14 protein-coding genes and 3 pseudogenes are annotated in these 20,415 nt (G+C 63.6%); 9 read left to right on the plus strand and 8 right to left on the minus strand.

Features of this window, described 5'->3' with window-relative positions; genetic code table 11:
* Window positions 1–5 precede the first annotated feature (5 nt).
* Window positions 6–1,061 (minus strand): thiamine-phosphate kinase, encoded by a 1,056-nt coding sequence (gene thiL / locus AC1DR1_RS03160; RefSeq protein WP_476966670.1) that lies wholly within the window; start codon window positions 1,059–1,061, stop codon window positions 6–8.
* Between the two features lie 81 nt (window positions 1,062–1,142).
* A complete protein-coding gene (locus AC1DR1_RS03165) occupies window positions 1,143–3,758 on the minus strand; it encodes a hypothetical protein (RefSeq protein WP_229992685.1) in 2,616 nt (871 codons plus the stop codon).
* Between the two features lie 210 nt (window positions 3,759–3,968).
* On the opposite strand from AC1DR1_RS03165, the gene AC1DR1_RS03170 reads away from it, so the two are divergent.
* The 6 genes and pseudogenes from AC1DR1_RS03170 to AC1DR1_RS03195 all read left to right on the plus strand — a co-directional run bounded on the left by AC1DR1_RS03170 (window position 3,969) and on the right by AC1DR1_RS03195 (window position 8,997).
* A complete protein-coding gene (locus AC1DR1_RS03170) occupies window positions 3,969–4,544 on the plus strand; it encodes a YdcF family protein (protein ID WP_229992686.1) in 576 nt (191 codons plus the stop codon).
* Window positions 4,545–4,620: 76 nt separating this feature from the next.
* On the plus strand, window positions 4,621–5,001 hold the full coding sequence (locus AC1DR1_RS03175) for a hypothetical protein (protein ID WP_229992687.1): 381 nt from the start codon (window positions 4,621–4,623) through the stop codon (window positions 4,999–5,001).
* Between the two features lie 50 nt (window positions 5,002–5,051).
* Window positions 5,052–6,198 (plus strand): annotated as a pseudogene (gene wecB / locus AC1DR1_RS03180) (non-hydrolyzing UDP-N-acetylglucosamine 2-epimerase).
* A 91-nt stretch (window positions 6,199–6,289) separates the two neighbouring features.
* Window positions 6,290–7,162: a glycosyl hydrolase gene (locus AC1DR1_RS03185; protein WP_229992689.1), complete on the plus strand. Its 873-nt coding sequence runs from the start codon at window positions 6,290–6,292 to the stop codon at window positions 7,160–7,162.
* 229 nt (window positions 7,163–7,391) lie between these two features.
* Complete coding sequence (locus tag AC1DR1_RS03190) at window positions 7,392–8,222, plus strand: glycosyl hydrolase (RefSeq protein WP_229992690.1); 831 nt, start codon at window positions 7,392–7,394, stop codon at window positions 8,220–8,222.
* Between the two features lie 511 nt (window positions 8,223–8,733).
* Complete coding sequence (locus tag AC1DR1_RS03195; protein WP_229992691.1) at window positions 8,734–8,997, plus strand: IS110 family transposase; 264 nt, start codon at window positions 8,734–8,736, stop codon at window positions 8,995–8,997.
* A gap of 113 nt (window positions 8,998–9,110) precedes the next feature.
* Here AC1DR1_RS03195 and AC1DR1_RS03200 read toward each other — a convergent pair whose 3' ends face one another.
* Complete coding sequence (locus tag AC1DR1_RS03200) at window positions 9,111–9,653, minus strand: hypothetical protein (protein ID WP_229992692.1); 543 nt, start codon at window positions 9,651–9,653, stop codon at window positions 9,111–9,113.
* Window positions 9,654–9,707: 54 nt separating this feature from the next.
* Window positions 9,708–11,381, minus strand: a complete 1,674-nt coding sequence (locus AC1DR1_RS03205) for a sialate O-acetylesterase (RefSeq protein ID WP_364747994.1) — start codon at window positions 11,379–11,381, stop codon at window positions 9,708–9,710.
* Between the two features lie 225 nt (window positions 11,382–11,606).
* Here AC1DR1_RS03205 and AC1DR1_RS03210 point away from each other — a divergent pair.
* Window positions 11,607–12,534, plus strand: a pseudogene (locus AC1DR1_RS03210) (IS110 family transposase); the annotation flags it as partial.
* A 213-nt stretch (window positions 12,535–12,747) separates the two neighbouring features.
* Here the strand turns inward: AC1DR1_RS03210 and AC1DR1_RS03215 are convergent.
* Both AC1DR1_RS03215 and AC1DR1_RS03220 read right to left on the minus strand, forming a co-directional pair.
* Window positions 12,748–14,097 carry a UDP-glucose dehydrogenase family protein gene (locus tag AC1DR1_RS03215; protein ID WP_290369324.1) on the minus strand — a complete coding sequence of 450 codons (1,350 nt, stop codon included), beginning with the start codon at window positions 14,095–14,097 and terminating at the stop codon, window positions 12,748–12,750.
* Window positions 14,098–14,521: 424 nt separating this feature from the next.
* A complete protein-coding gene (locus AC1DR1_RS03220; RefSeq protein ID WP_229992694.1) occupies window positions 14,522–15,436 on the minus strand; it encodes a hypothetical protein in 915 nt (304 codons plus the stop codon).
* A gap of 585 nt (window positions 15,437–16,021) precedes the next feature.
* Between AC1DR1_RS03220 and AC1DR1_RS03225 the strand changes: the two are divergent.
* A pseudogene (locus tag AC1DR1_RS03225) lies at window positions 16,022–16,180 on the plus strand (IS481 family transposase); the annotation flags it as partial.
* On the opposite strand, the gene AC1DR1_RS03230 reads toward AC1DR1_RS03225, so the two are convergent.
* A complete protein-coding gene (locus AC1DR1_RS03230; RefSeq protein ID WP_229992695.1) occupies window positions 16,172–17,545 on the minus strand; it encodes an ATP-grasp fold amidoligase family protein in 1,374 nt (457 codons plus the stop codon). The pseudogene AC1DR1_RS03225 and the gene AC1DR1_RS03230 overlap by 9 nt on opposite strands.
* A gap of 266 nt (window positions 17,546–17,811) precedes the next feature.
* Here AC1DR1_RS03230 and AC1DR1_RS03235 point away from each other — a divergent pair, with 266 nt between their 5' ends.
* Complete coding sequence (locus tag AC1DR1_RS03235) at window positions 17,812–19,164, plus strand: alginate O-acetyltransferase AlgX-related protein (protein WP_229992696.1); 1,353 nt, start codon at window positions 17,812–17,814, stop codon at window positions 19,162–19,164.
* Window positions 19,165–19,255: 91 nt separating this feature from the next.
* Here the strand turns inward: AC1DR1_RS03235 and AC1DR1_RS03240 are convergent, their stop codons facing one another.
* Window positions 19,256–20,371, minus strand: coding sequence for a hypothetical protein (locus tag AC1DR1_RS03240; protein WP_476992173.1), 1,116 nt, complete (start codon window positions 20,369–20,371; stop codon window positions 19,256–19,258).
* Between the last annotated feature and the right edge of the window lie 44 nt (window positions 20,372–20,415).

Below are 20,415 nucleotides of genomic sequence, written 5' to 3' on the forward strand. Positions count from 1 at the left end.
CAATCTTAGTCTGCAAAGTGATCCCATCCCACAGCGTCAGCGGGCCTGCCCGCGATCGTTACTCCCGTGCTTTCGGTTGGTGCAGGGGCCTCTACCGAGCCTATCGCAGTGAACCCGGGAGGGAGTTGAACCCCTGCGGGGAAAGTGGCCAGCAGTCCGTGGTCTTCGCCGCCGCCGAGGACCCAGGACATCGGGTCTGCTCCCAACAGCTCCGACGCCGGCAGCAGCGCAACGGCCAGCTCCTTCAGGGCGGCGGCTTCCAGGTTCAGCACCGCGTGGCTCGCGGCCGCCATGCGGTTTCCGTCCCGGACCAGGCCGTCCGAAATGTCCATCATGGCCGACGCGCCGGCCTCACGCGCCAACGGGCCGGCCGCGAGCGGCGGCTGCGGGCGGCACTGGGTGTCCATGAGGGAGCGCTGCCCGGCGGTCAGATCCCCCATGGGGACGTCCGACTCCAGCAGCGCCAGCCCGGCTGCGGCCCGGCCCACTGTTCCAGCCAAGGCCACGGTGTCTCCCGGCCGGGCCCCGGAACGCAGCACGGGCGCCATGCCGTCAAGGGTCCCCAGGATGGCCACGCTGACTGCCAGTTCGCGGCCGCGGCCGAGGTCGCCGCCGGCCACGGCGCAGACCGGAGCGCCCAGCTCCCTGATCCCGGCCATGAGGCCGTCCGCGAAATCCTCCACCCAGGACACAAGGGTCTCAGGCGGCATCGTCAGGCTGACCACAAGTGACGTGGCCCGGGCGCCCATGGCATTGATGTCGCTGAGGTTTTGCGCCGCGGCCTTCCAGCCGACGTCGTACCCGCTGGTGCGGTAGCCGTTGTTCCATTCCAGCCGGAAGTCCTGGTCCGCCACCTGGGTGTCGATGCTCAGCACGGTCCGACCGTCCGGCGCGGCGACAATCGCTGCGTCGTCCCCCGGGCCCAGCAGCAGGTACGTCGCCGCAGCCGGGCCGCCGGTGGGCTCAGCGTTGGTGAGCCGCGGGAAGATGCGCGCCAGCAACTGGGACTCCGAGAGCCCGGCAACGGTCAATGCGGTGTCCGCCCGCAGGGGTTGGGGCACGGCAGTAACAGGGACAGGAGTTGCAGGCACAGGAGAGTCAGGCACAGTTTCAGGCACAGCCCTACGCTACCGCGAGGGGAGTTAGTACGTAGCCTTGAGGCAGCCGAAGTGGGTGTTGCCGGACGACAGCCCTGCTACGCCCAGACCCCACGCGCACACGGTGTATACGCCGCGTCTGGTCACCGGAATGACAATCCGGTAGCCGTGGTTGCCGCTGATCTTCATAACCGAGTTGACGTCCGCCCTGTACCGGCTGGCCACATAGGCGGTGCCTTTCGTGGTGCCGTCGGGGGACGTGACGTAGAGGTGGACGGGAATGTTCGCCCGGGTCATGCCGGGGTCCACTCCCCAGCCGCTGGCCACCAGCGCCGATCCCGTTCCGCCCAACTGGACCTTGACGGACTCCAGGTAACCGATCGGCGCGGGGGTGGCCGCAACGCGCACGGTGGTGCAGCCCAGGAGGCTGTTGCCCAACGGGAAGATGCTGACGGCAATTCCGTAGGCGCAGATCTTGTAGCTGCCCGGCGTCTTGACGGGCAGCGCCACCCGGTAGCCGTGGTTTCCGGTGGTCCCCATGACCTGATTGACGTCCGCGCGCGCCCGGTTGGCCGTGTAGGCGGAGCTCCTGGTCACTCCGTTAGGGTCGGTGACGTAGAGGTGCACCGGGATGGAGGCTGCCGGCGTTCCGGGGTCCAGGCTCCATCCGCTGACCGTGATGGTCGCCGTCGGCGCGTCCGTCTTGACGACGGTGCTCTCCAGGAAGCCGGCCGGCGCCGGTGTTGCCCGCGGCGTCAGGGATTTGCAGCCCAGGAGGCTGTTGCCCTGGCTCAGCGGGGTGACGGCCAGGCCGTAGGCGCACACTTTGTACTGTCCGCTCATGGTCACGGGGATGTCCGAGGTGAAGCCGTGGTTTCCGGTCACGGACATCACCGTGTTGACGTCAGGGCGGCTCTTGTTGGCGGTGATGGCCTTCGTCGTCGCCTTGCCCGCCGGATCCGTCACGTACAGGTGGACCGGGATGGACGCGGTGGGCGTCCCGGGATCGTAGCTCCAGCCCGTCGCCCGCAGAACTGTCACCCCGCTGACCCTGGTGAGTGCCATCGACTCGAGGTAACCGGCCGTGGGCGCCGACCCGGCCAGGGTCAGGGACCGGCAGCCCAGATCCACGGTTTCGACACTGCCCAGGGCGTACACGCAGACCTTATATACGCCGGCGGTGGTCAGGTTGAAGGAGCGGCTGAACCCGTGGTTGCCGGTCACCTGCATGATCTGGTTGACGTCCGGGCGGGCCTGATTGGCCGCCACGGCGTAGCCCGTGGCACTACCGCCGGGCGGCGTCACATAGATGTGGACCGTGGACGATTCTGAGGACTTGGCGGAGTCGTAGGCCCAGCCGGCGACGTGCAGGCGGGCCGTGGTGCCGGACTTGGTGATGGCCATGGACTCGACGTAACCCTTGGCGGGCGCCCCGGGCGGGCGGATGGTTACGGTGGCCGAGGTGTCGCTGACCGAATCGATGCTCACCTTTGTACCGGCGTGCGTGCTAAACGTCTGCCCGGCCTGCCAGGCCTGGGTGTTGCTGTAGTAGCCGTTGAAAGCGGTTGCGCGGGTATCGGGCGGGAGCAGGATCGAGGAGTTTCCTCCGCCCTGCTGGGTGATCTTCACGCCGCGGTTTCCGGCCTGCGCAATCACCGCGTCATAGCCCACGGCAGTCCGGAGCTCGAGGTAGTACACCTCGCCGGACTTCGGATCCGTGAACTTCACCGCACGGTTCGCGTCGTCGCCGGCCCAGGGTTTGAGCGTCACCCGGCGGGGTCCGGACACGGTGCCGAGGTTGGTGATTTCGTTCCCGTTGCCGAACCGGCCCATCTCCCACAGGCTGGCGCTGATTTCCGGCATCATGTCCCAGTGCGAGATCCCCATCAGGTCCAGGTTGTCGCCGTAGGTCTTGATGCTGCAAGTGGGATCGGCAAACCCGGCGAAGGGTCCGGAGGCCACGTCCATGGCCCCGCTGCCGCACACCAGGCTGTTGGCGTGGTCCATGCCCAGGGCATGCCCGAACTCATGGGTCAGCACGGGGGTGGTCAGCCGGCTGTTCTGCGGCATCAGGATGCGCCCGCCTGTGGTGCCGTTGCTGTAGGTCATGCCGGCGGTGCCGTTGCTCAGGTACGCGCCCGGGATGAAGATCACCAGGGCGGTGTAGGAGCTCTGCGTCCAGCCCAGTTCCTGGGAAACTGTCTCCACGATCTGCGCCGGCGACTGAGTGGACTTCGCGGCGGACCTGTGTAGATGGCGTGAGGAGGTCAGGGCGATGTCCACGCGGCTCGAGGTGGCGTGTGCCCAGTAGCGGTTGGCCGCGCTGAGCGAGGCCTTCGCCGCGGCCATCGGCACTGCCGCGTCCGTCTCGGCTGCCGATTTGTCGGCCAGCTGCACCGTCACGAGGGTGGTCTTCAAGGTCCCCGCCATGGGCGCGCTCACGTAGGTGTATTCGCTCCTGGCCCTGTTGGCCGGCGGCTCGGGCCGGACAAAGTCATCCACCACCTGCCCCTGGGGGCTCGGGTCCGACACCGCCGGGATGGCACCGGCGGACACCTGCGCGGCGGTCGGTACCTCTACAGCGGCCCCAGCGGCCTGGGGCAAGTATGCTGCCAGCATCACGGCGGCAATCACGGTTGCCGCTATGTTCAGTTTTCGCATAAATTGCTCGCTTAGGGTGGGACCTCAGGCGGTGACCTGTTGGTGGGAGCGACGGAAGATGCCTATAGCATAAACGCCAATTCCCGTCTGTCACCCCAATAACTTTGATCCCTTGAATCACAACTGCATCACGCATTGTTATTGCCAAGTTTTTGCGCAGGACCGACACACCATTTCGCCACCTGAAAACCGCGTGCCAAACTCTAAGCCGTGCCTTCTTCCGTCGCCGCGGTGAATACCGCCACCCGCAGGGTGCTCGCCTTCGCCGTCGGCGGCCTCCTGCTGTGGCTCATCATCGCCGTTCAACTCTTCGTCAACGTGGATCCGCTCAGCGTGCACCGGACGGACGCCATCATCATGCTGGGCGGCGCGGCCACCGAACGCCTTCCCGTGGCCCGTCAGATCCAGTCCGAATCTCACATTCCGGTCCTGGTGATCTCGCACACGGACACGTTAGGCAACCGTGCGGCGGATGAGGCATGCAATTCAGCTGCCTTTCCGAACCCAACCGTCATCTGCTTCCGGCCCCCGGACCTGGACACGAGGGGGGAAGCGCGGGCTATCTCCCGGCTGATCGAGGCCAACGGCTGGAAGTCCGTCACGGTTGTGACCTCCAGCTACCACATCACCCGTGCGGGGCGGCTGATCGGACAGTGCACGACGGCGGATGTACAGATGGTTGCCTCGCATCCGGACCTGGATCCAGGCCAATGGATCCGGCGGTTTGTGGTCGAAACCGGAGGCCTATTGGACGTTTCCCTCAGGCCCGAATGCGTCAATCAGTGAGCGGAAATGTAACAATTGAACCTCATCCGGTTGAACTGGTCAGCCGGTTCGGGCATCTGACCGACGCGAGGAGGACATGCTGGAACACTCTCCCGACGGCCCTCCGACGCTGGTGGCCGCACCACGACACCTGCGCCGGCGGCGCATGCACACGGAGATCCCGGACGCCCTCCTGGTGCCCGGAGCGGAGCCGCTTCCGCTCACGGATCCGCCGGCCGAGGCGCCGGCTGCCGACGGCCAGGACGCTGCAACTCAGGCTGCCGACGGCCAGGACGCTGCAACTCAGGCTGCCGACGGCCAGGACGCTGCAAGCCAGGCTGCCGCAATCCAGGAAAAAGAATCCCAGCAGCTCGTCCGTGACATGCAGAAACGGCGCAAACGGCGGGTGGCCCTCCTGTTCGTTCTCTTTGTCGCCATCGCCGTGCCGGCAATCGTGCTGGCCCTGCTGCTCGGCTGAATCCGAGCCATTAACTCTTCCAACCGCTCGCACACCTTTGGGGAATAACCATGCACAGCATCATGCCGATCTTCGGATACCAGGCCGGAAGCCATCAAGATGGCGCCGATCGTCAGCGCGCTGCAGGAGTCCCCGCTCTTCCGGTGCATCGTGACGGTCACGGGGCAGCACCGCGAAATGCTGGACCAGGTCAACGAACTGTTCGGCATTGTTCCGGACCATGACCTCAACATCCTGCAGCAGGGGCAATCCCTGTCGGCCATCATGACGCGGACCATTGACGGGCTCGAAAAACTCTTCGCTGTCACCCGTCCGGACGCCGTCGTGGTCCAGGGCGATACCACCACCTCCACGGCCGCCGCCATCGCGGCGTTCTACCACGGCATCCCGGTGGTGCACGTCGAGGCCGGGCTGCGCAGCGGTGACCTGCTCTCGCCGTTCCCCGAGGAAGCCAACCGTAAGATCACAAGCCAGATCACCCGCCTGCACCTGGCACCGACCTCCACCAGCCGGGAAAACCTGCTGCGGGAAGGCATCAGCCCGCAGGACATCGTGGTGACTGGGAACACAGTAATTGATGCCCTCCTCGCCACCGTGGACAAGCGGCTTCCCTTCACGGACCCCCGGCTGGAAGCGCTGGCCGCCAGCGACCGCCGGGTCCTGCTGGTCACCACGCACCGGCGCGAAAACCAGGGCGAATCCATGCGCAGGGTGGGACGGGCGCTCGCGCGGATCGCCGACGCCGAACCGGACCTCGTGATCGTGCTGCCCGCCCACAAGAATCCCGTGGTGCGTGAGGCAGTGCTTCCCGCGCTGGAGGGCAAGCCCAACGTGCTGGTGACGGAGCCGCTGGCCTACGGCGAATTCACCCGGATGCTTTCGCAGGCGCACATCGTCCTGACGGACTCCGGCGGAGTGCAGGAGGAGGCCCCCAGCCTCGGCAAGCCGGTCCTGGTGATGCGGGAGAACACGGAACGGCCCGAGGCCCTTGAAGCCGGCACCGTGAAGCTGATCGGCACCGACGAAGAGCGGATTGTTGCCGAGGTGACCCGCCTCCTGCACGATTCCTCGCACTTCGCGTCCATGGCAAACGCAGTGAATCCCTACGGCGACGGCAAGGCCGCCCCCCGGACGGTGGCAGCCATCGAAGAGCTGCTCGGCGTCGGCTACCGGACGGCGGAGTTCAGCGGGGCGTAGGCGGTGGCCAAATCGTGAAACAATGAAGCTCCCGGGGAGGGAGTGCTCACCCCCGCGCGCAGCCGAGAGAAAAGTGAAAGTGGACGTGAGCATGGACCGCAGGGACTTCTTCCGACTGTCGTTGGCGGCCTCTGCCGCCGCCACGCTGGCCTCTTGTACGCCGGAACCTAACGACGTCGGCCAGCCACCAATCACCAGCCAGCCACCAACCAGCAGCCGTCCCACGCCGGCGGGGGCCCGCAAGGGCGTGGGCCTTGCCGTGGGCAAGAAGTACGGCATCCAGCAGCTCGACGCCTTGGATGTGAACTGGTTCTACACATGGGGCGCCTCATATCCCGCAGCCCGCCCCACGCAGGATTTTGTGCCGATGATCTGGGGCAAGGAAAGTGTCCGCCAGAACGCGGTCGCAGAGGTACAGTACGAACTCGAGCTGACCCGGGCCGCGGAACTGCTTGGCTTCAATGAGCCCGACCATCCCGAGCAGGCAGACATGAAAGTGTCCTCGGCCATCAAGTATTGGCCCGAGCTCGAGGCATCCGGGCTGCGGCTGGGCTCGCCGGCGCCCGTTCAGGCACTGGGCGACTGGCTCAAGGAGTTCATGGATGAAGCGTCCTCGAAGGATCTCAGGGTGGACTTCATCACTATGCACTCCTACCCTTCCCCGGACTCCGAGTCCTTCCTGAACAGCGTCCAGGAGCTCTACGACCGGTACGAAAAGCCCATCTGGATCACCGAATACGCCGTCGCGGACTGGAAAGCCTCAGAAAAGTCGCCCACGCGCTACACCGAAAAAGAGATCATGGCGTTCATGAGCGAAACGGCCGCAGGGCTCCGCCAGATGCCGTTCGTGGAGCGCTTTGCCTGGAAGACCCGGGCCGAAGGGGACCCCATCATGGGCGCCTCGGCCCTGTTCCGCAAGGACGGATCGCTCTCCCCCACAGGCGAGCTCTACAAGTCCCTGTAGGGGGCGCGCCGCGCCCGGGACGCCAACATCCGACGCCGTGGTGAGGCTCACCGTCCACTGAGAAAACCTTGCGTTTTTCCTGCGCTTACCCGGGAGTTTCCTGCGTGTTTTCCGTGCTAGGTTTGCTCGAGCTTGAGTGCCGGGGGAGTTGATGCACGTCGCCCGTGGTGCCGGCTAACAATCTGGTCCCTACCGAGAGCGACTCATGGAACGCCGTAAGTTTCTTACCATGCCCTTGGCAGCTATGGCCGCCCCGGGGGCTCTGCTGGCTGCCAACGCGGCAACCGCCGAAGCGGTTGTGAGCGTCCCTTCCATCACCACGCCCGCCAACACCTTGAAGGGTTTCGGGCATGGCGGCAAGGACGCTTTGGCGCTCCAGCAAATCAAGAGCCTCAACCTGAAATGGCACTACACCTGGGGTTCGCACCCTAACGTGACCACCACCCCTGCCTTCGTGCCCATGATCAAGAGCGCCAAGACGATGCTGGAGCAGGACGCCCTTGGCTATGTCACACGCCAGTTGGCCGAAACGAAGGCCACGCACCTGCTCGGCTTCAACGAACCCGACGTCGTGGCACAGGCGAACATGAGCGTGGACCAGGCCATCAGCCTTTGGCCCAAGCTTCAGGCAACGGGCCTACGGCTCGGCTCCCCTGCCACGACCAGTCCGAGCAGCACCTGGTTGGCGGCTTTCATGGCGAAGGCAAAGACGAGAGGCCTCCGCGTAGACTTCATGACCACCCACATCTATGCCTGGCCCCGGGCGGACGACTTCCTGAACAAGCTCACCATGATGCACGAGAAGTACGGGAAGCCGATCTGGGTCACCGAATACGCGGTGGCGGACTGGGACGCCACCGCGTCCAGGCCCTGCAAGTACTCCCGCGCCCAGACAGAGGACTTCATGCGGGCCACCGTAGCCGGAATGCGTGCGCTCCCCTTCGTGGAACGCTTTGCCTGGAAGACCCGCCCAGCAGGCGACATCAAGATGGGATGCTCCACCCTGTTCAACGCGAACGGCACCCTCACCAGCACCGGACGCCTCTACGCGGCGCTGTAAGGCTCTGTAGAGCCTCCCAACAGCGTTCCGGGCCTTGCGGACCTTGGAGCGGCTGCTCTAGCCAAGGAGGCCCCACCGGAGATTTATCCGGTAGGGCCTCCCTCATGTTCGAAGTTGCCGTGCGGTGGAAATATACGGGCAGACTGCTTCGAAGGCACTGGCCGGCCGTTATCGCGGGGGCGCTCCTGCAGCGCCGGCTTGGTGTAATCCGGTGCCTCCGGCCGGGGGCGGCGTTGGCGGGCCTGAACCCGGTCGATGATGTCCTTATCCGGACAGGCAGGCAAGGGCAGGAGCCTAAGGAGCCGGGGCCATCTGTTTCACAGCGTCCGTGGGTTGCCATTAGCAGCTCCCTTGGCCTGACGCCTTCTCGGGGGTGCGATGGCAGTGTCACATGTGAGGTTTGGGAGGTCGAATCAGGGCCCTACTGGGTTCGTTCTGGCCCGGTATCTGCGTGCTGCGGGCATCAACTGCGTCGTTGCGGCGTCCTCGAAACTGCTGCCCCGGGGACCGCGTGAAAACCGACCGCCGCGACGCCCGCGTGTTGGCCGAAATGCTCGCGGTCGGCTCGGTCACCGAGGTCCGCATCCCGGATCCGGACGAAGAAGCACTGCGGGACCTGTCACGGCTGCGCTCCGGCACGGCCGGGGACCTCGCGCACGCCCGCCAGCACTTTGACGAACCGGCACTGCAGTTCACCTACGACGCCGACGTCGAACAGGCCGGAACTGCTCACCGCGCACCCCAGATTCCCCGTGCCATCACGGAGGACCCCTAGAAACCGCCCAGGGGCCGCGGGCCTGCCGACAGTGAACATTCCCGCCGCCGGCGGGATAGTGGTCAGTGGCCGGAACGTCCCGATCCCCGTCGCTACGGGCAACAGCTGACCAGCTAGCCAGCAATGGATGAGGTGTTACCCAACGCGGGACAGTAGATGCTCAGGGCAAGGTTCTCGATTTCAAGCGAAGACCCCTCGAGCGGGGGCTTGTAGCCGTCGAAGCGCCGCTGGCAAGCCTCCGCAGCCCGACCGTAGAACGTCTCGGCCTGCTCGGGAGGGACGTTAGAGCTCAGGCCCGAGCCGTCCATTTTCTCGTGGAACAGGGCTTCCTTGTCAGCGGAATGCCACTGCTTTGCAAGCTCGATAATCTTCGCTGAGTCCGCGGGCGTCGCCTTCGTGTAGTCTCCGGTGAAGTGGACCTTGCCCTCGGCGAGTTGGTTGGGAATGGCGGTCGGCGGCAGTTGCCCCGGAGGCAGCGCCGCGTCCGGGACCACGGCCGAGTCCGTGGATTCGGCCGCGGTCCCCGGCGGCGGCGCTGACGCCGTCGTGGCAGCCGGGCTTTCCGGGGCCGAATTGGTGCCCTGAGACTGACCGGTGCATCCAGTAAGCCCAAAGAGGCCGATTAATGCTACAGCAGTGAGTAGTGAAACCTTCATGGTTGTTTCCCTGGTTCGTTGATCTGAAAACGCGAAGCGGCGTACGGCCGCGCGCTACCCCGCCACTTTAGTGCCAGTGGACTCTTTGGTGACCGTGGAGTAGCCGGTCTTGGAGCCTGTGACCTTGACGGTGATGGTCCTCCCCGCGTCACCAGTGCGGACCTTATAGGTGGAAGCTGTGGCATCACTGATCAGAACGTGCGAGCGGTACCAACGGTACGTCAGCGTCACCGGCGCAGGTCCCCAGGCGCCGGGCACGGCCGTCAGGGTGGACCCTAGCGCCGCGGTGCCCGTGATCTTGGGAATCGGCGCGGCGAGAGTGCCCTTGGCGATGGTAGCGGTGGCGGGGGACGTCTTGGAGGCCGTGTTGAAGGCAGTCTTGGAGCCAGTGACCTTCACGGTGATGGTCCTGCCCGCATCACCGGAGCGCAGCTTGTACGTGGCACTGCTGGCATCGCTGATCAACGTACCGGACCGGTACCACTTGTAAGTCAAGGTCACCGGCGCCGGGCCCCAGGTTCCGGGCACGGCGGTCAGGGTGGACCCGACCTTCCGGGTGCCGGCAATCGTCGGCGTGGGAGCCGCGAGGGTGCCCTTGACGATCGAAGCCGTGGCGGCAGATGTCTTGGAGACCGTCGGGTAGCCGGACTTGGAACCGGTGACCTTCACGGTGATCGTCGCACCCAGATCACCGGCGACAGGAGTGTAGGCGGCGCCGATGGCGCCGCTAATCGCGGTCCCCGAGCGGTACCACTGGTACGCCAGGGTCACCGGCGCCGGGCGCCAGCCGCCAGGCACCGCTGTCAGAATGGCCCCGACCTTCGCCGAACCTTGGATCGACGGCATCTGAGCGTTCAGGGAGCCGTTGTCGACGACGGCGGCGGCGGTGGCCTGCTGGTATCCGGATAGGTAGTTTTTGCCCAGGAATTCGACGCCGGTCCGGGAAAAGTGGATTATGTCGCCAGTATTCGTGCCRCCAGCCATGGCCGCGGCAAATCCGGTGTACGGAACCCGCGACGGGGTTTCCCGGTGCGATCTGTCGACGTTGAGCCGGACCGGATCTGCTGCGATTCCCTCAGGTGCCATTTGCCCCACCACGACGGGGAGGTTCGGGACCGCCAACTGGGACCGGAAGTAAGCAATGACTGTATCCAGCCTGGCATTGTAGCCGGAAGTGGTCAGCGTCGCGTTGTTTTCCCCCTGGTGCCAGAGGACGCCCTTGAGCTCAACCGTACGACCGGACGCCTTGGCCGCCGCGATGCCTTCGAGGGTCTGTTTTACCGCCAGCGCGGAAAGATCGAGTTCCGGGGCGGAGGCCGCGCCGGGAATCCACGTGAGGGTGGACGCGGCAGTGGTGAATCCCGTGCCGCCGTGCGCCGCCGGGATGAGCAGCACCCCGACGTTGCCGGGCTGGGTCTTCAAGTACTCACGGGCAAGAGTTGTGGCCGGCGAAAGCCCGGTCGCGATGTCGTGCATGTCCAGGGGCACACCCGCCTTCTGAAGCTCGCGGTCACTCGCGCCAAACTCAAAAATCCGAGGGTCCGCGGGGTCATCCGTGCTACCGGCGGGCAGGCCCCGCCCGGACATATTCGACTGCCCCGCCGCCAGGAACACATGCAGGACGGTGAGCGTCTCCGCTGCCCGCGCAGGCGCCACGCCCGCGAGCATCAGGGCAGTAACCGCCAGGCCGACCAGCAGCCCTCGAATCCCGCTCGCCAAATTCCTCATTACGGATCCCCATTCCGTCAATGGGCGGCGCACCACCCGAACCTGCAAAGACGCAGAACCCTTAACCCTAGCCCTAAAACACCCTGCCCTGTCCGCGGTTGACGGTCGAGTCGCCGATTAGTTCCTTTCTGCGGTGTCCCTGAGTCTAGATCGGTGACGGAAACCACCGGCACCTATATGCCCTGCTAGTCATTGCATTGGTGGTCGGCCTGATCTTCGGAGGGCGGCCGCCGCCGAGGTCAATACATCTCGACGGTGACCAGATGGGCGTCGACCAAAAACGAGGTTCTGGCCTTGCGCGGGCATCTGCTGTGTGAGCAAGTGACGCTGGTGGTGATGGAAGCCACCAGCGACTATTGGAAGCAGTTCTATTTCCTGCTGGAGGACGGGCTGAACGTGATGCTTACGAACGCCCAACAGGTAAGGAACATGCCCGGGCGCAAGACCGACGTCTCGGACGCGGCGTGGCTGGCCCAGCTCGGCGCGTTCGGACTCGTGCGTGCCTCGTTCGTTCCGCCCGAGCCCGTCCGTCAGCTCCGGGACCTGACACGCACGCGCAYGATGTCCATCCGGCAGCGCGGCAGTGAGATCCAGCGCCTGGAGAAGCTGCTGGAAGACGCCGGGATCAAGCTGTGTTCCGTGGCCACGGATCTGACAGGTGTCTCCTCCAGGGCGATGCTGGGGACCCTCATTGAGGGCCAGGGGATCCGGCCGTACTGGCCGATCTTGCCGTCTACAGCCTGCGAACGAAGATTCCCGCCCTGACCGAAGCACTCAACGGAAGATTCAACGCCCACCATGCGTTCCTGGCCGGACTGCACCTGAACATCATTGACGGACACACCCTGGCCATAGAACAGCTCAGAGCCTGGACTGAAGCAGTCCTGGCACCCTTCGGCCCGGGACCTGCCGGTGTACTTCGGCGCCAAATACCGGCGCCTCGCGGCCAGACGGGGACCCATGAAAGCCCTTGTAGCCGTCGAACATGCAATACTTACCGCGGTCTGGAACATGCTCAGGACCGGGGAACTCTACAGGGCCCCGGACCCGACTACTACACCCGCCTGCAACCGGCCAAAACGCGGGCACGCGCAGCCAGCTCGAATCCATGGGTTTCACGGTCACCATCGAACCCACACAACAAACCGCCTGACCGACCCCTTGGGCGGCCCGATACATACTCGCCCACGCCGTCGCACACCATCCGCGGTCACCTTAATTTTCGTGGGAGCCTTGACACTGCAGTCACCAAAAAGACTCGCCAACACCCCCGTCACCGCGACCGGCGGGCATAGACGAACGTCCCCCGGAACCAAAACTCCAGGAGCCGTTCATCTATGCCTCTTGACAACCGAACCTACATAAATCAGTTGGCGGAAGCGGCCAGGTCCAGCAGTTCGCTCTTGTGGCCGAGCGAGACGATGTCCCAGCCGGCAGCGCTCCACTTGTCGTGGTCCAGGACGTTGCGTCCGTCGAAAATGCGCTTGCGCGAAACCGCAGCAGAGAGTTCCGCAGGATCGACGTTCACGAACTCGGTCCATTCCGTCAGCACCATGACCAGGTCGGCGTCAGCCGCTGCCGTGGCGAGCGAATCGACGTAGTTCAGGCGCGGGTACCGTTTGCCGGCGTTGGCGTTCGCAGCGGGGTCGTAGACGCTGACGTCCGCTCCGCTGTTGAAGAGCCTGGCCGCCACGTCGAGGGCCGGTGAATCGCGGACGTCGTCGCTGTTGGGCTTGAACGCGACGCCGAGGACGGCAATGCGCTTGCCCTCGAGCGAGCCGAGCAACGTTTCGGCAACGTGGACCGCACGGTCACGACGGCGGAGGTTTACTTCGTCGATTTCGTTCAGGAACCGCATGGTGCTGTCCAGGCCGAGCTCGGAGACCCGGGCCTGGAGCGCGCGGATGTCCTTGGGCAGGCAGCCGCCGCCGAAGCCGATGCCGGCGTTGAGGAAGCGGCGGCCGATCCGGGCGTCGAGGCCGATAGCATCCGCCAGGGTGCGGATGTTGCCGCCAACGGTCTCGGTGACCTCGGAGAAGGCGTTGATGAAGGAGATCTTGGTCGCAAGGAACGCGTTTGCAGCGACCTTGACCAGTTCCGCCGTCTCGAAGTCCGTGGCGATGAACGGGGTGTCGCGGCTGATGGCGTCGGCGTAGACCTCACGCAGGGTGGTCTCGGCAGCRTCGGAGTCAGAGCCGATAACCAGGCGGTCCGGACGCAGGGTGTCCTCCACGGCGAAGCCTTCCCGCAGGAACTCGGGGTTCCAGGCGAAGTTGACCTGAACGCCGTCGCGCGATTCTTCGGCGACGAGGCCCTTCAGGCGACGTGCTGAGCCAACCGGAACGGTGGACTTGCCGACGATCAGGGAGTCCTTCGTGGCGGCACGTGCAATCGCTGTCACGGACGCGTCAACGTAGGTCATGTCGGCAGCGTGCTCGCCGGCCCGCTGAGGGGTACCGACGGCAATGAAGTGCACGTCACCGAAGGCGCCGGCTTCTTCGAACGAGGTAGTGAAGCGCAGGCGGCCGGATTCTGTGTGCTTGCGCAGCAGTTCGGGCAGGCCAGGTTCGTGGATGGGTAGTTCGCCTCGGCTGAGGCTATCGATCTTCTCTTTGTCGACGTCGACACCCAGAACTTCGAATCCGAGTTCCGCCATGCATGCCGCATGGGTCGCGCCGAGGTATCCCGTACCGATCACGGTTAGTCGTAGTGTCACTAGTCCCCCAGTAGCCGCAGTTGATTTCTTTGCCTTGGGCGCCAAACAGCGCAACCAAACGCGTCCACTATATAACTGTTGCTCGCGATATCCGATTTCAGTTCGCCACCGTGACCAACGTCATCCCTCTACAACTGGTGTCGCGCACTTGAAGGCCGGATGTCTTGAGTACTGACGCATGATGCTCGCGGGTCTCGATTCCCAAATGGCCGCGGACATTGACTTTCCGACGACAGAGCAAGGCCTGCAGACGACGAGCGGCGCCGGGCTGGGCGGTGGAAGCGCTGGTCCGCTTAGCGGCTCCCAAGCCCGACAGGACGTCAATCCACGTCCACGGTGCCGCTGGATCATCACGGAACGACCAATCACGGAACGATGGACTTCGGGCCCTAATCAGCTTGCTCTGATGTGCTGAGCCCAGAGGCTATACGTAGAGGACGCTACTTATGTCGCAATAGTTCGATCTTCTGTTGATGTTGTGACCCCAGAACCCACCGCCATTCTTGTGGTGGGTCTCGGTAAGTTCGCCGTAGAAGCCCTCTAGCAGATCGTTGAAAGTCGGAATCACGTCGACGGAACGGAGCCCTGCGAAGAAATCAGCCTTTTTCTCCTGAGGATTCAACCAATTACCGCCGCGCCCCTGATCCACCTGTCCCACGGAGAGCTCGTATTGACGCCTCTGCGCGGCCCTCTCCAAGGACATTTCTTGATCCACACTTCTCAGATGGAGCAAACCCAAAGACGTCTCGTACGCAAAGTCCTCGCGAGATCGGTGCAGCCCAGCACCGAATTCACTGCGGGCCTTCCAGATTACGGGCTTTGTGTACCCGGAGGCGAAGAATCCGTAGCCGCGCTGCAATTCAATGTCCTGAGACGGATCAAAAGGCGCCTCTTTCTCCGTGTGCTGGACAATTTCGAAGCCGATTGGCGCGGTTATCCCGTCCAAGGACTGCAGCTTGGGCAACACTTCATCGGCGCCGATCCCCAAGCCGACGAGCAATTCGTCGCAGTCCGTTGCTACGACGATGTCATAGCAGTGCAACAACATCTTGGCAAAGCCGGACATCGCCATCGCCTTGAAGTCGTCGTCAAAGGGCACTGGGGGGATACTGACAAAATTGAGGTTTACACCGTTGTAGCCGGGGCTATTGGCCAGAGACTCCGACAGCGATGGGCTGGAGGCGTGGTCGATCACGTAAAAGGCCGCTTCTGGACAGATGCGAAGCCCGTTTTTTACCCACGCCTCAAGCAGGATGGTCTCATCCCGTGCCATCGTAAGGAAGGCAATGGGAGCCTGGCGGCTTCTCGCCGGCCAAAACTCAAGGCGAAAATCCGCCATTCTAAACTCCACTCGATAGTGATCCAGGCAGATGCTGAATAAGATCAACGACAGTCGCCCTCGCTTCTGAGGGTGTGCGCGGTCGAGGCCCCCAACAGCATAGAACAACTCAAGTGGCTTCCGTACTTTCGCCGTCGCCTCGGGCTGCAGCACCCGTGCGTCGTCGCGCGCCCGCTTTGCAGCGACCGGTGTGAAGGGCTTCCTGGCGCCGTGATGGGCAATCGATTCGTTGAGATAGGCTGAATCGCCCTATTAATGTCCGAGGCTGCGAAGCAGAGGGGTGAGCGGCCACACGGAGCGCGATGCGGTTAGAACCAGGACGACGGCTCAAATCCAGTATGACCAGGATGAAGGAGCCGCAGTGAAGGAATCGGCTCGATTTCGTAGAATCCGACGCACAGTTCGAGGCCGGCGGTACGGCCGTGCTGATCGAGAGGATTCCACCAAGATTAATGGGTCTGAGTCGGGAGTCCATCAAGCGGCGGTCGGTCCCTCTCCTCAAGTACCGAGCAGTGCAACACAAACTAGTCATCGCCAGGATCGCCAGGTGCGCAGCCCAGCCCAGCCCCGCCCAAGCCGGAAGGCTGGGCCTACCGGCAGCCGTTCACATCCAATCAGGCCCGCGCTGATGCCCTGCAGCCATGGCTAGACGTCTACCACATCCACCGGCCCCACAGCAGCCTCGGAGGCAACCCACAAATCAGCAGGTGCAACCAAACTACTGACTGTGTACATCTAGGCTGACGCGTGCGCCGCCTCATATCCGGCCACAACCCGCCGGGCATGTTCGTAACCTCCGTCTGCCAAGGCCTTGAGAGTTTCCAGCGCGGACTGGTCACCCGAACTCAACCGCACCTCCGCCGCCCGCGAGGTGTGCCACGGGTTGCCCGCTGATCGCTCATCATGGAAGGCGGTTGCGGCTTCCTCAAACTCAGCCAATCGCCGCGTTCCATAGAAGTGCTTACCGCCGCGTCGGACGGCGGCCTGAATGTTAAATGCCTGGCTGCCATCGCCGCTGAGGTGGCCGATGACGTAGGCCGCCAGGCTAAAGACGGCCTTTGTAGAATCCTGCACCAGCAGAGCGGGCAGGAGTTGTGCATAGCGGGCATCGCCCTGTGACGCGCCGCCGGAGAGCCTCGCCACGAGGTGCTCGTCGGCCACTATCGTCGCGTTCGGCGACAGATCCTGCCGGAACTTGTCGAGGTCGATATCAAACCCGGACAAGGCTGCAGCACGACCAGTCAACATGGCAGCATCGAGGGCCCGGATGATGCGTTCGCTGTAGCGGAGCATGCCTGTGTCGTCGCCGCCGGAGGCGAAGGTGAACTCGCCGAAGACGGGACCGTTGGGCCCGTCGTAACAATCCACCTTAACAAACCGGGTTTCGAGGTTCAGCGACAATGTCGACGCCATTTCCAGCATCGCCCCCGCGAACCGTGGGAGGACGTGCTGCTCCGGCAGCCATCGATTCTCATCAATCGAATAGTCCTTCCCGAGCTCGAGCGGGATAAATGCCCCGTCGAACAGGGCAACCCGCGGCGGGGACACATTCCGGTCGATTTGGGTGATGTGGCTGACCTGTCCCCGGAAGGCATAGATCTTATAGTCCAACGGAACGGGCTTGCCTGCCGGCAATGACGGAATGCATTCCTCAGCGAGCCAGTAATCAGGCGCGGCACCCACTGCCTTGATGTCGGCGGCAGCGAGGACCTTCATCCTCAACAGGTCGAGGTAGGAGCCTTCGCCGAGTTTCTCAAGCACGTAGACACCGGAAGCCGAATGGCGGTTCGGCTGCTTGATCACGAGCCTGTCCCCGAACAGCTCCCCCGCTGCCAAGGCCTCGGCCGCGCTGCTTGTCCGCGCATACCGCGGGACGGCATATCCGGCCTGCTCAACGTACTTGTAGGCCGTTTCCTTGTCGTCCAGTTCCCACGGTACGGGATCCAGCCCAGGATCGTTTCGCTGGTTGAACCTCTGGCGCATCAGCCCCAGGAACGAAATCCCGTCCATGTGCAGTTCCTTCCCTAACTCTTCGCGCGTGGGCGGACATTGTTTGCCGACCGCCGTTCGGTGGAGTGTCAACCGGCACTCTGCGCTGAGTGCGGTCATCATAATCTCCCCGCGATCTAGCGGTGGCGGAGCACCCAATCGGAGTTCTTGACGGAATTGACCCATCAGAGTGTCGGCGTGATCTCATCGCATATCCTACGCTGGCGGCGGACATGCTGCGTACGCTCCCGGCGGGGACAGCCGGGAAGGCCCTGGAGGCCCAGCATCTGAAGGCACACTGGCCTCGACCACGGCCCGCGACACCCGGCGAGTAGCGCGCCCTTGGTGTGGAAGAATCGAGTCCAGAAAACAGTGATGAGGGAAAAATGCTCAAAGGCTACGTCGATTCAATCTCACCGAACAAGCGGTCGCTCACTGGCTGGGTTCAAGTAGGAGAGGGCGGTGAAGACCCGGATCTCTGGCTCGATCTCGACGGCGAACAGGTTGGAAAAGCTGTCTTCGGTGCCGAACGCGCGGACGTCCGTTCCGCTCTGGGGCTGGCCAACAAGTCCTTCACCCTGACTCTCGAGACACCTGTCCAGAGTCAGAACGTCCTGGCGAAGGCTCACCAAGTAGCTGCGGTGGCCGACGGCGTGAGGAGTTTCATTCCGCTGGGTGGCAGCGCCTACCACCAGATGCTGGCAGATTTCGTCCGGGCCTCGGCCGCCAACGTCAGGGGTGCGCGCGAGGTGATACTTGATGCCCTCGAAGTCAACGAACTCAAGCTCTCAAAGCACTTCGCGGAAGTGAGGGAGTCGTCGGAGGCAGGCGAACTCTCCTACCTTGGATTTCCGGTCGGGTTGCGGTCCAGTGACGACGTCGGACAGATTGGCAAGGACGGCCACCTATTCCTGACGGGCGGCAGCAACGCGCTGCGAGACCAGTACAGGGCGCCCGAAGACGCGGCGGAGGAGGCCCTGCTGGAAAAAAGGGCCACTATGTGGGCCTCGGCGATCCGCACCAACAGCGAGGTGCTGGACGATCTGGGAATCCCGTTCCTTCAGGTCGTCATACCCGAGAAGTTGACGGCCCTGCGGCACCTCGCCCCGCTGGCAATAACTGGCCCGACCCCGCTGTACCGTCGCCTCGATGAACTCATGGCGAATGAGCCCAACTACGTGAGTTTCCTGAGCATGTTCGAGGGCTGGTCGGGTGATATCGGAGCTTGGCAGCGGAACGACACTCATTGTTCCCCGGCCGGCACGTTGGCAATGGCACGTGCACTTCTGGATCGGCTCCCCGGCTGCGATCCAGCCATTCTTGACGGAGTCGAACTGACGGGAACCATATACCGCAACGGCGATCTGGCGCCGAAGTTCTTCGATATCCCGCTCTGGGACAAGCAGCAAATTCCTGCCCCTGGAACACTGGGTGATCCAGAAATCGAACTCGCGTTCTCTCATAGTCCGGGAAATTTCGTCGGCTCGCACAACGTCTGGACTAACGAGAGCGCGCCGATCAAGAAAAAGGTGGTTGTCTTTGGCAACTCATTCTTCGGTAGCGTGACGAGCCCAACCCGGTTGAGCTGGTGGTTCGCCCGTCTCTTCAGCGAATACCACCTGAAGTGGGAAAACACCGTCGACATGGACTACGTGCGGGACGTCCGTCCTGACTATGTCATCGCGCAGTCAATCGAGCGGTTCCTGGTACGGCCACCGAGGATCCCAGGCACGAGCTAGCGGCATAACCGAAGACCCCGGCAGATTCAGTCTGCCGGGGTCTTCGGTTACCGTCGCGAAAGACGTAAGTCCTCTCGTGCTGCCCCAGGGCTTACTTCTGGCTTCCGGCAAGTCGTTGGGTTGCCCGGAGCCAGTTCCGCACGTAGTGTCCGACCAGGTTCTGCTGCCGCGAATGCGCACTCGCCTCTGCTCCTTCCAGCGTCGAAGGCGCCGCCGGGCGTTCGTCCAATGTCAACAACACTTCCTGAAGAGCAGTCGACAGCGTGAATCTCGACAGGTCCCCGGACTTCAACTCGACCGCAAAGTCGGTCGCTGCTTCAATGCCGCTGGCCAGTTCGGTTGCGATATCTTCCGGACTCTTGACTGCGAAGCCCCTGCCCGAAAAGTTATGGAATTCCGCCACGGCAAAGTTTTCAGCATCCAGCCAGCCAGGGCCACCGAATTTGTCGTAGCAATATACCGGCACACCGGCCAGCATCGCGTACTGTACCGTCTTGCCAATTGTCACCACCCCGTCCAGCGCAGCAAGCGTCTCGGGCGTGACGCGGGCGGCGACCGAGTTGGCCACATCGCCACTGCCAATGGGCAAAAAATCCACTCCGGCCGGCGGGTCTTCCAGCACCTTACCCAGCTCGCCAGGGACATGGTTAGAAACGACGCCGATCAACTGCTTCCTGCCCCGGCTCGGCTTGCCCGCCGATCCGAAGGCATCAGGGGCGGGGTTGGCAAATACCTTCATCCGGGCCGGGTCAAACGCCTCTGCCGCCCCGTCTGCGAGATGCGCCTCCAAGGTCTCTGCAGAGTTGTAGACGTGCAAGCCCGCAAGCTTGGCCTCCACGACTGCTGACCACGACGATTCCAGAGGGTGGGCAGACGACATGTGATTGAACACAAACGCCGTCACGCCCGGATTCTGGAGGAGCCACTGAGGGACGATCTGGTGATGGATCCATGCCAGTTGCGGCGGATCGCTCTCTAGCACCTTTGAAAGCTGGTCGTCGTCGATGTCGAAGTAGGAAATATTGGCGCGGTCGGTCAAATGCGACAGTACCGGCCTGCCAGCGCTCCATGTTCCGATGGTTACCTTGGAGCCCGCAGCAGCAAAATGCTCCGCGAGCTCCAAAGTGACCATTTCCGAACCGCCGTAACTTACCAAGTGAGCTTGGGAAATAAAGACGTGGGTAAGCGGCGATGTGCTGTTATTCATGTGCGGGTCTCTCAGTTGGTTCCCGTTGCCTTGGCGAACAGTCG

Source organism: Arthrobacter sp. P4_F10 (genome assembly GCF_056401435.1).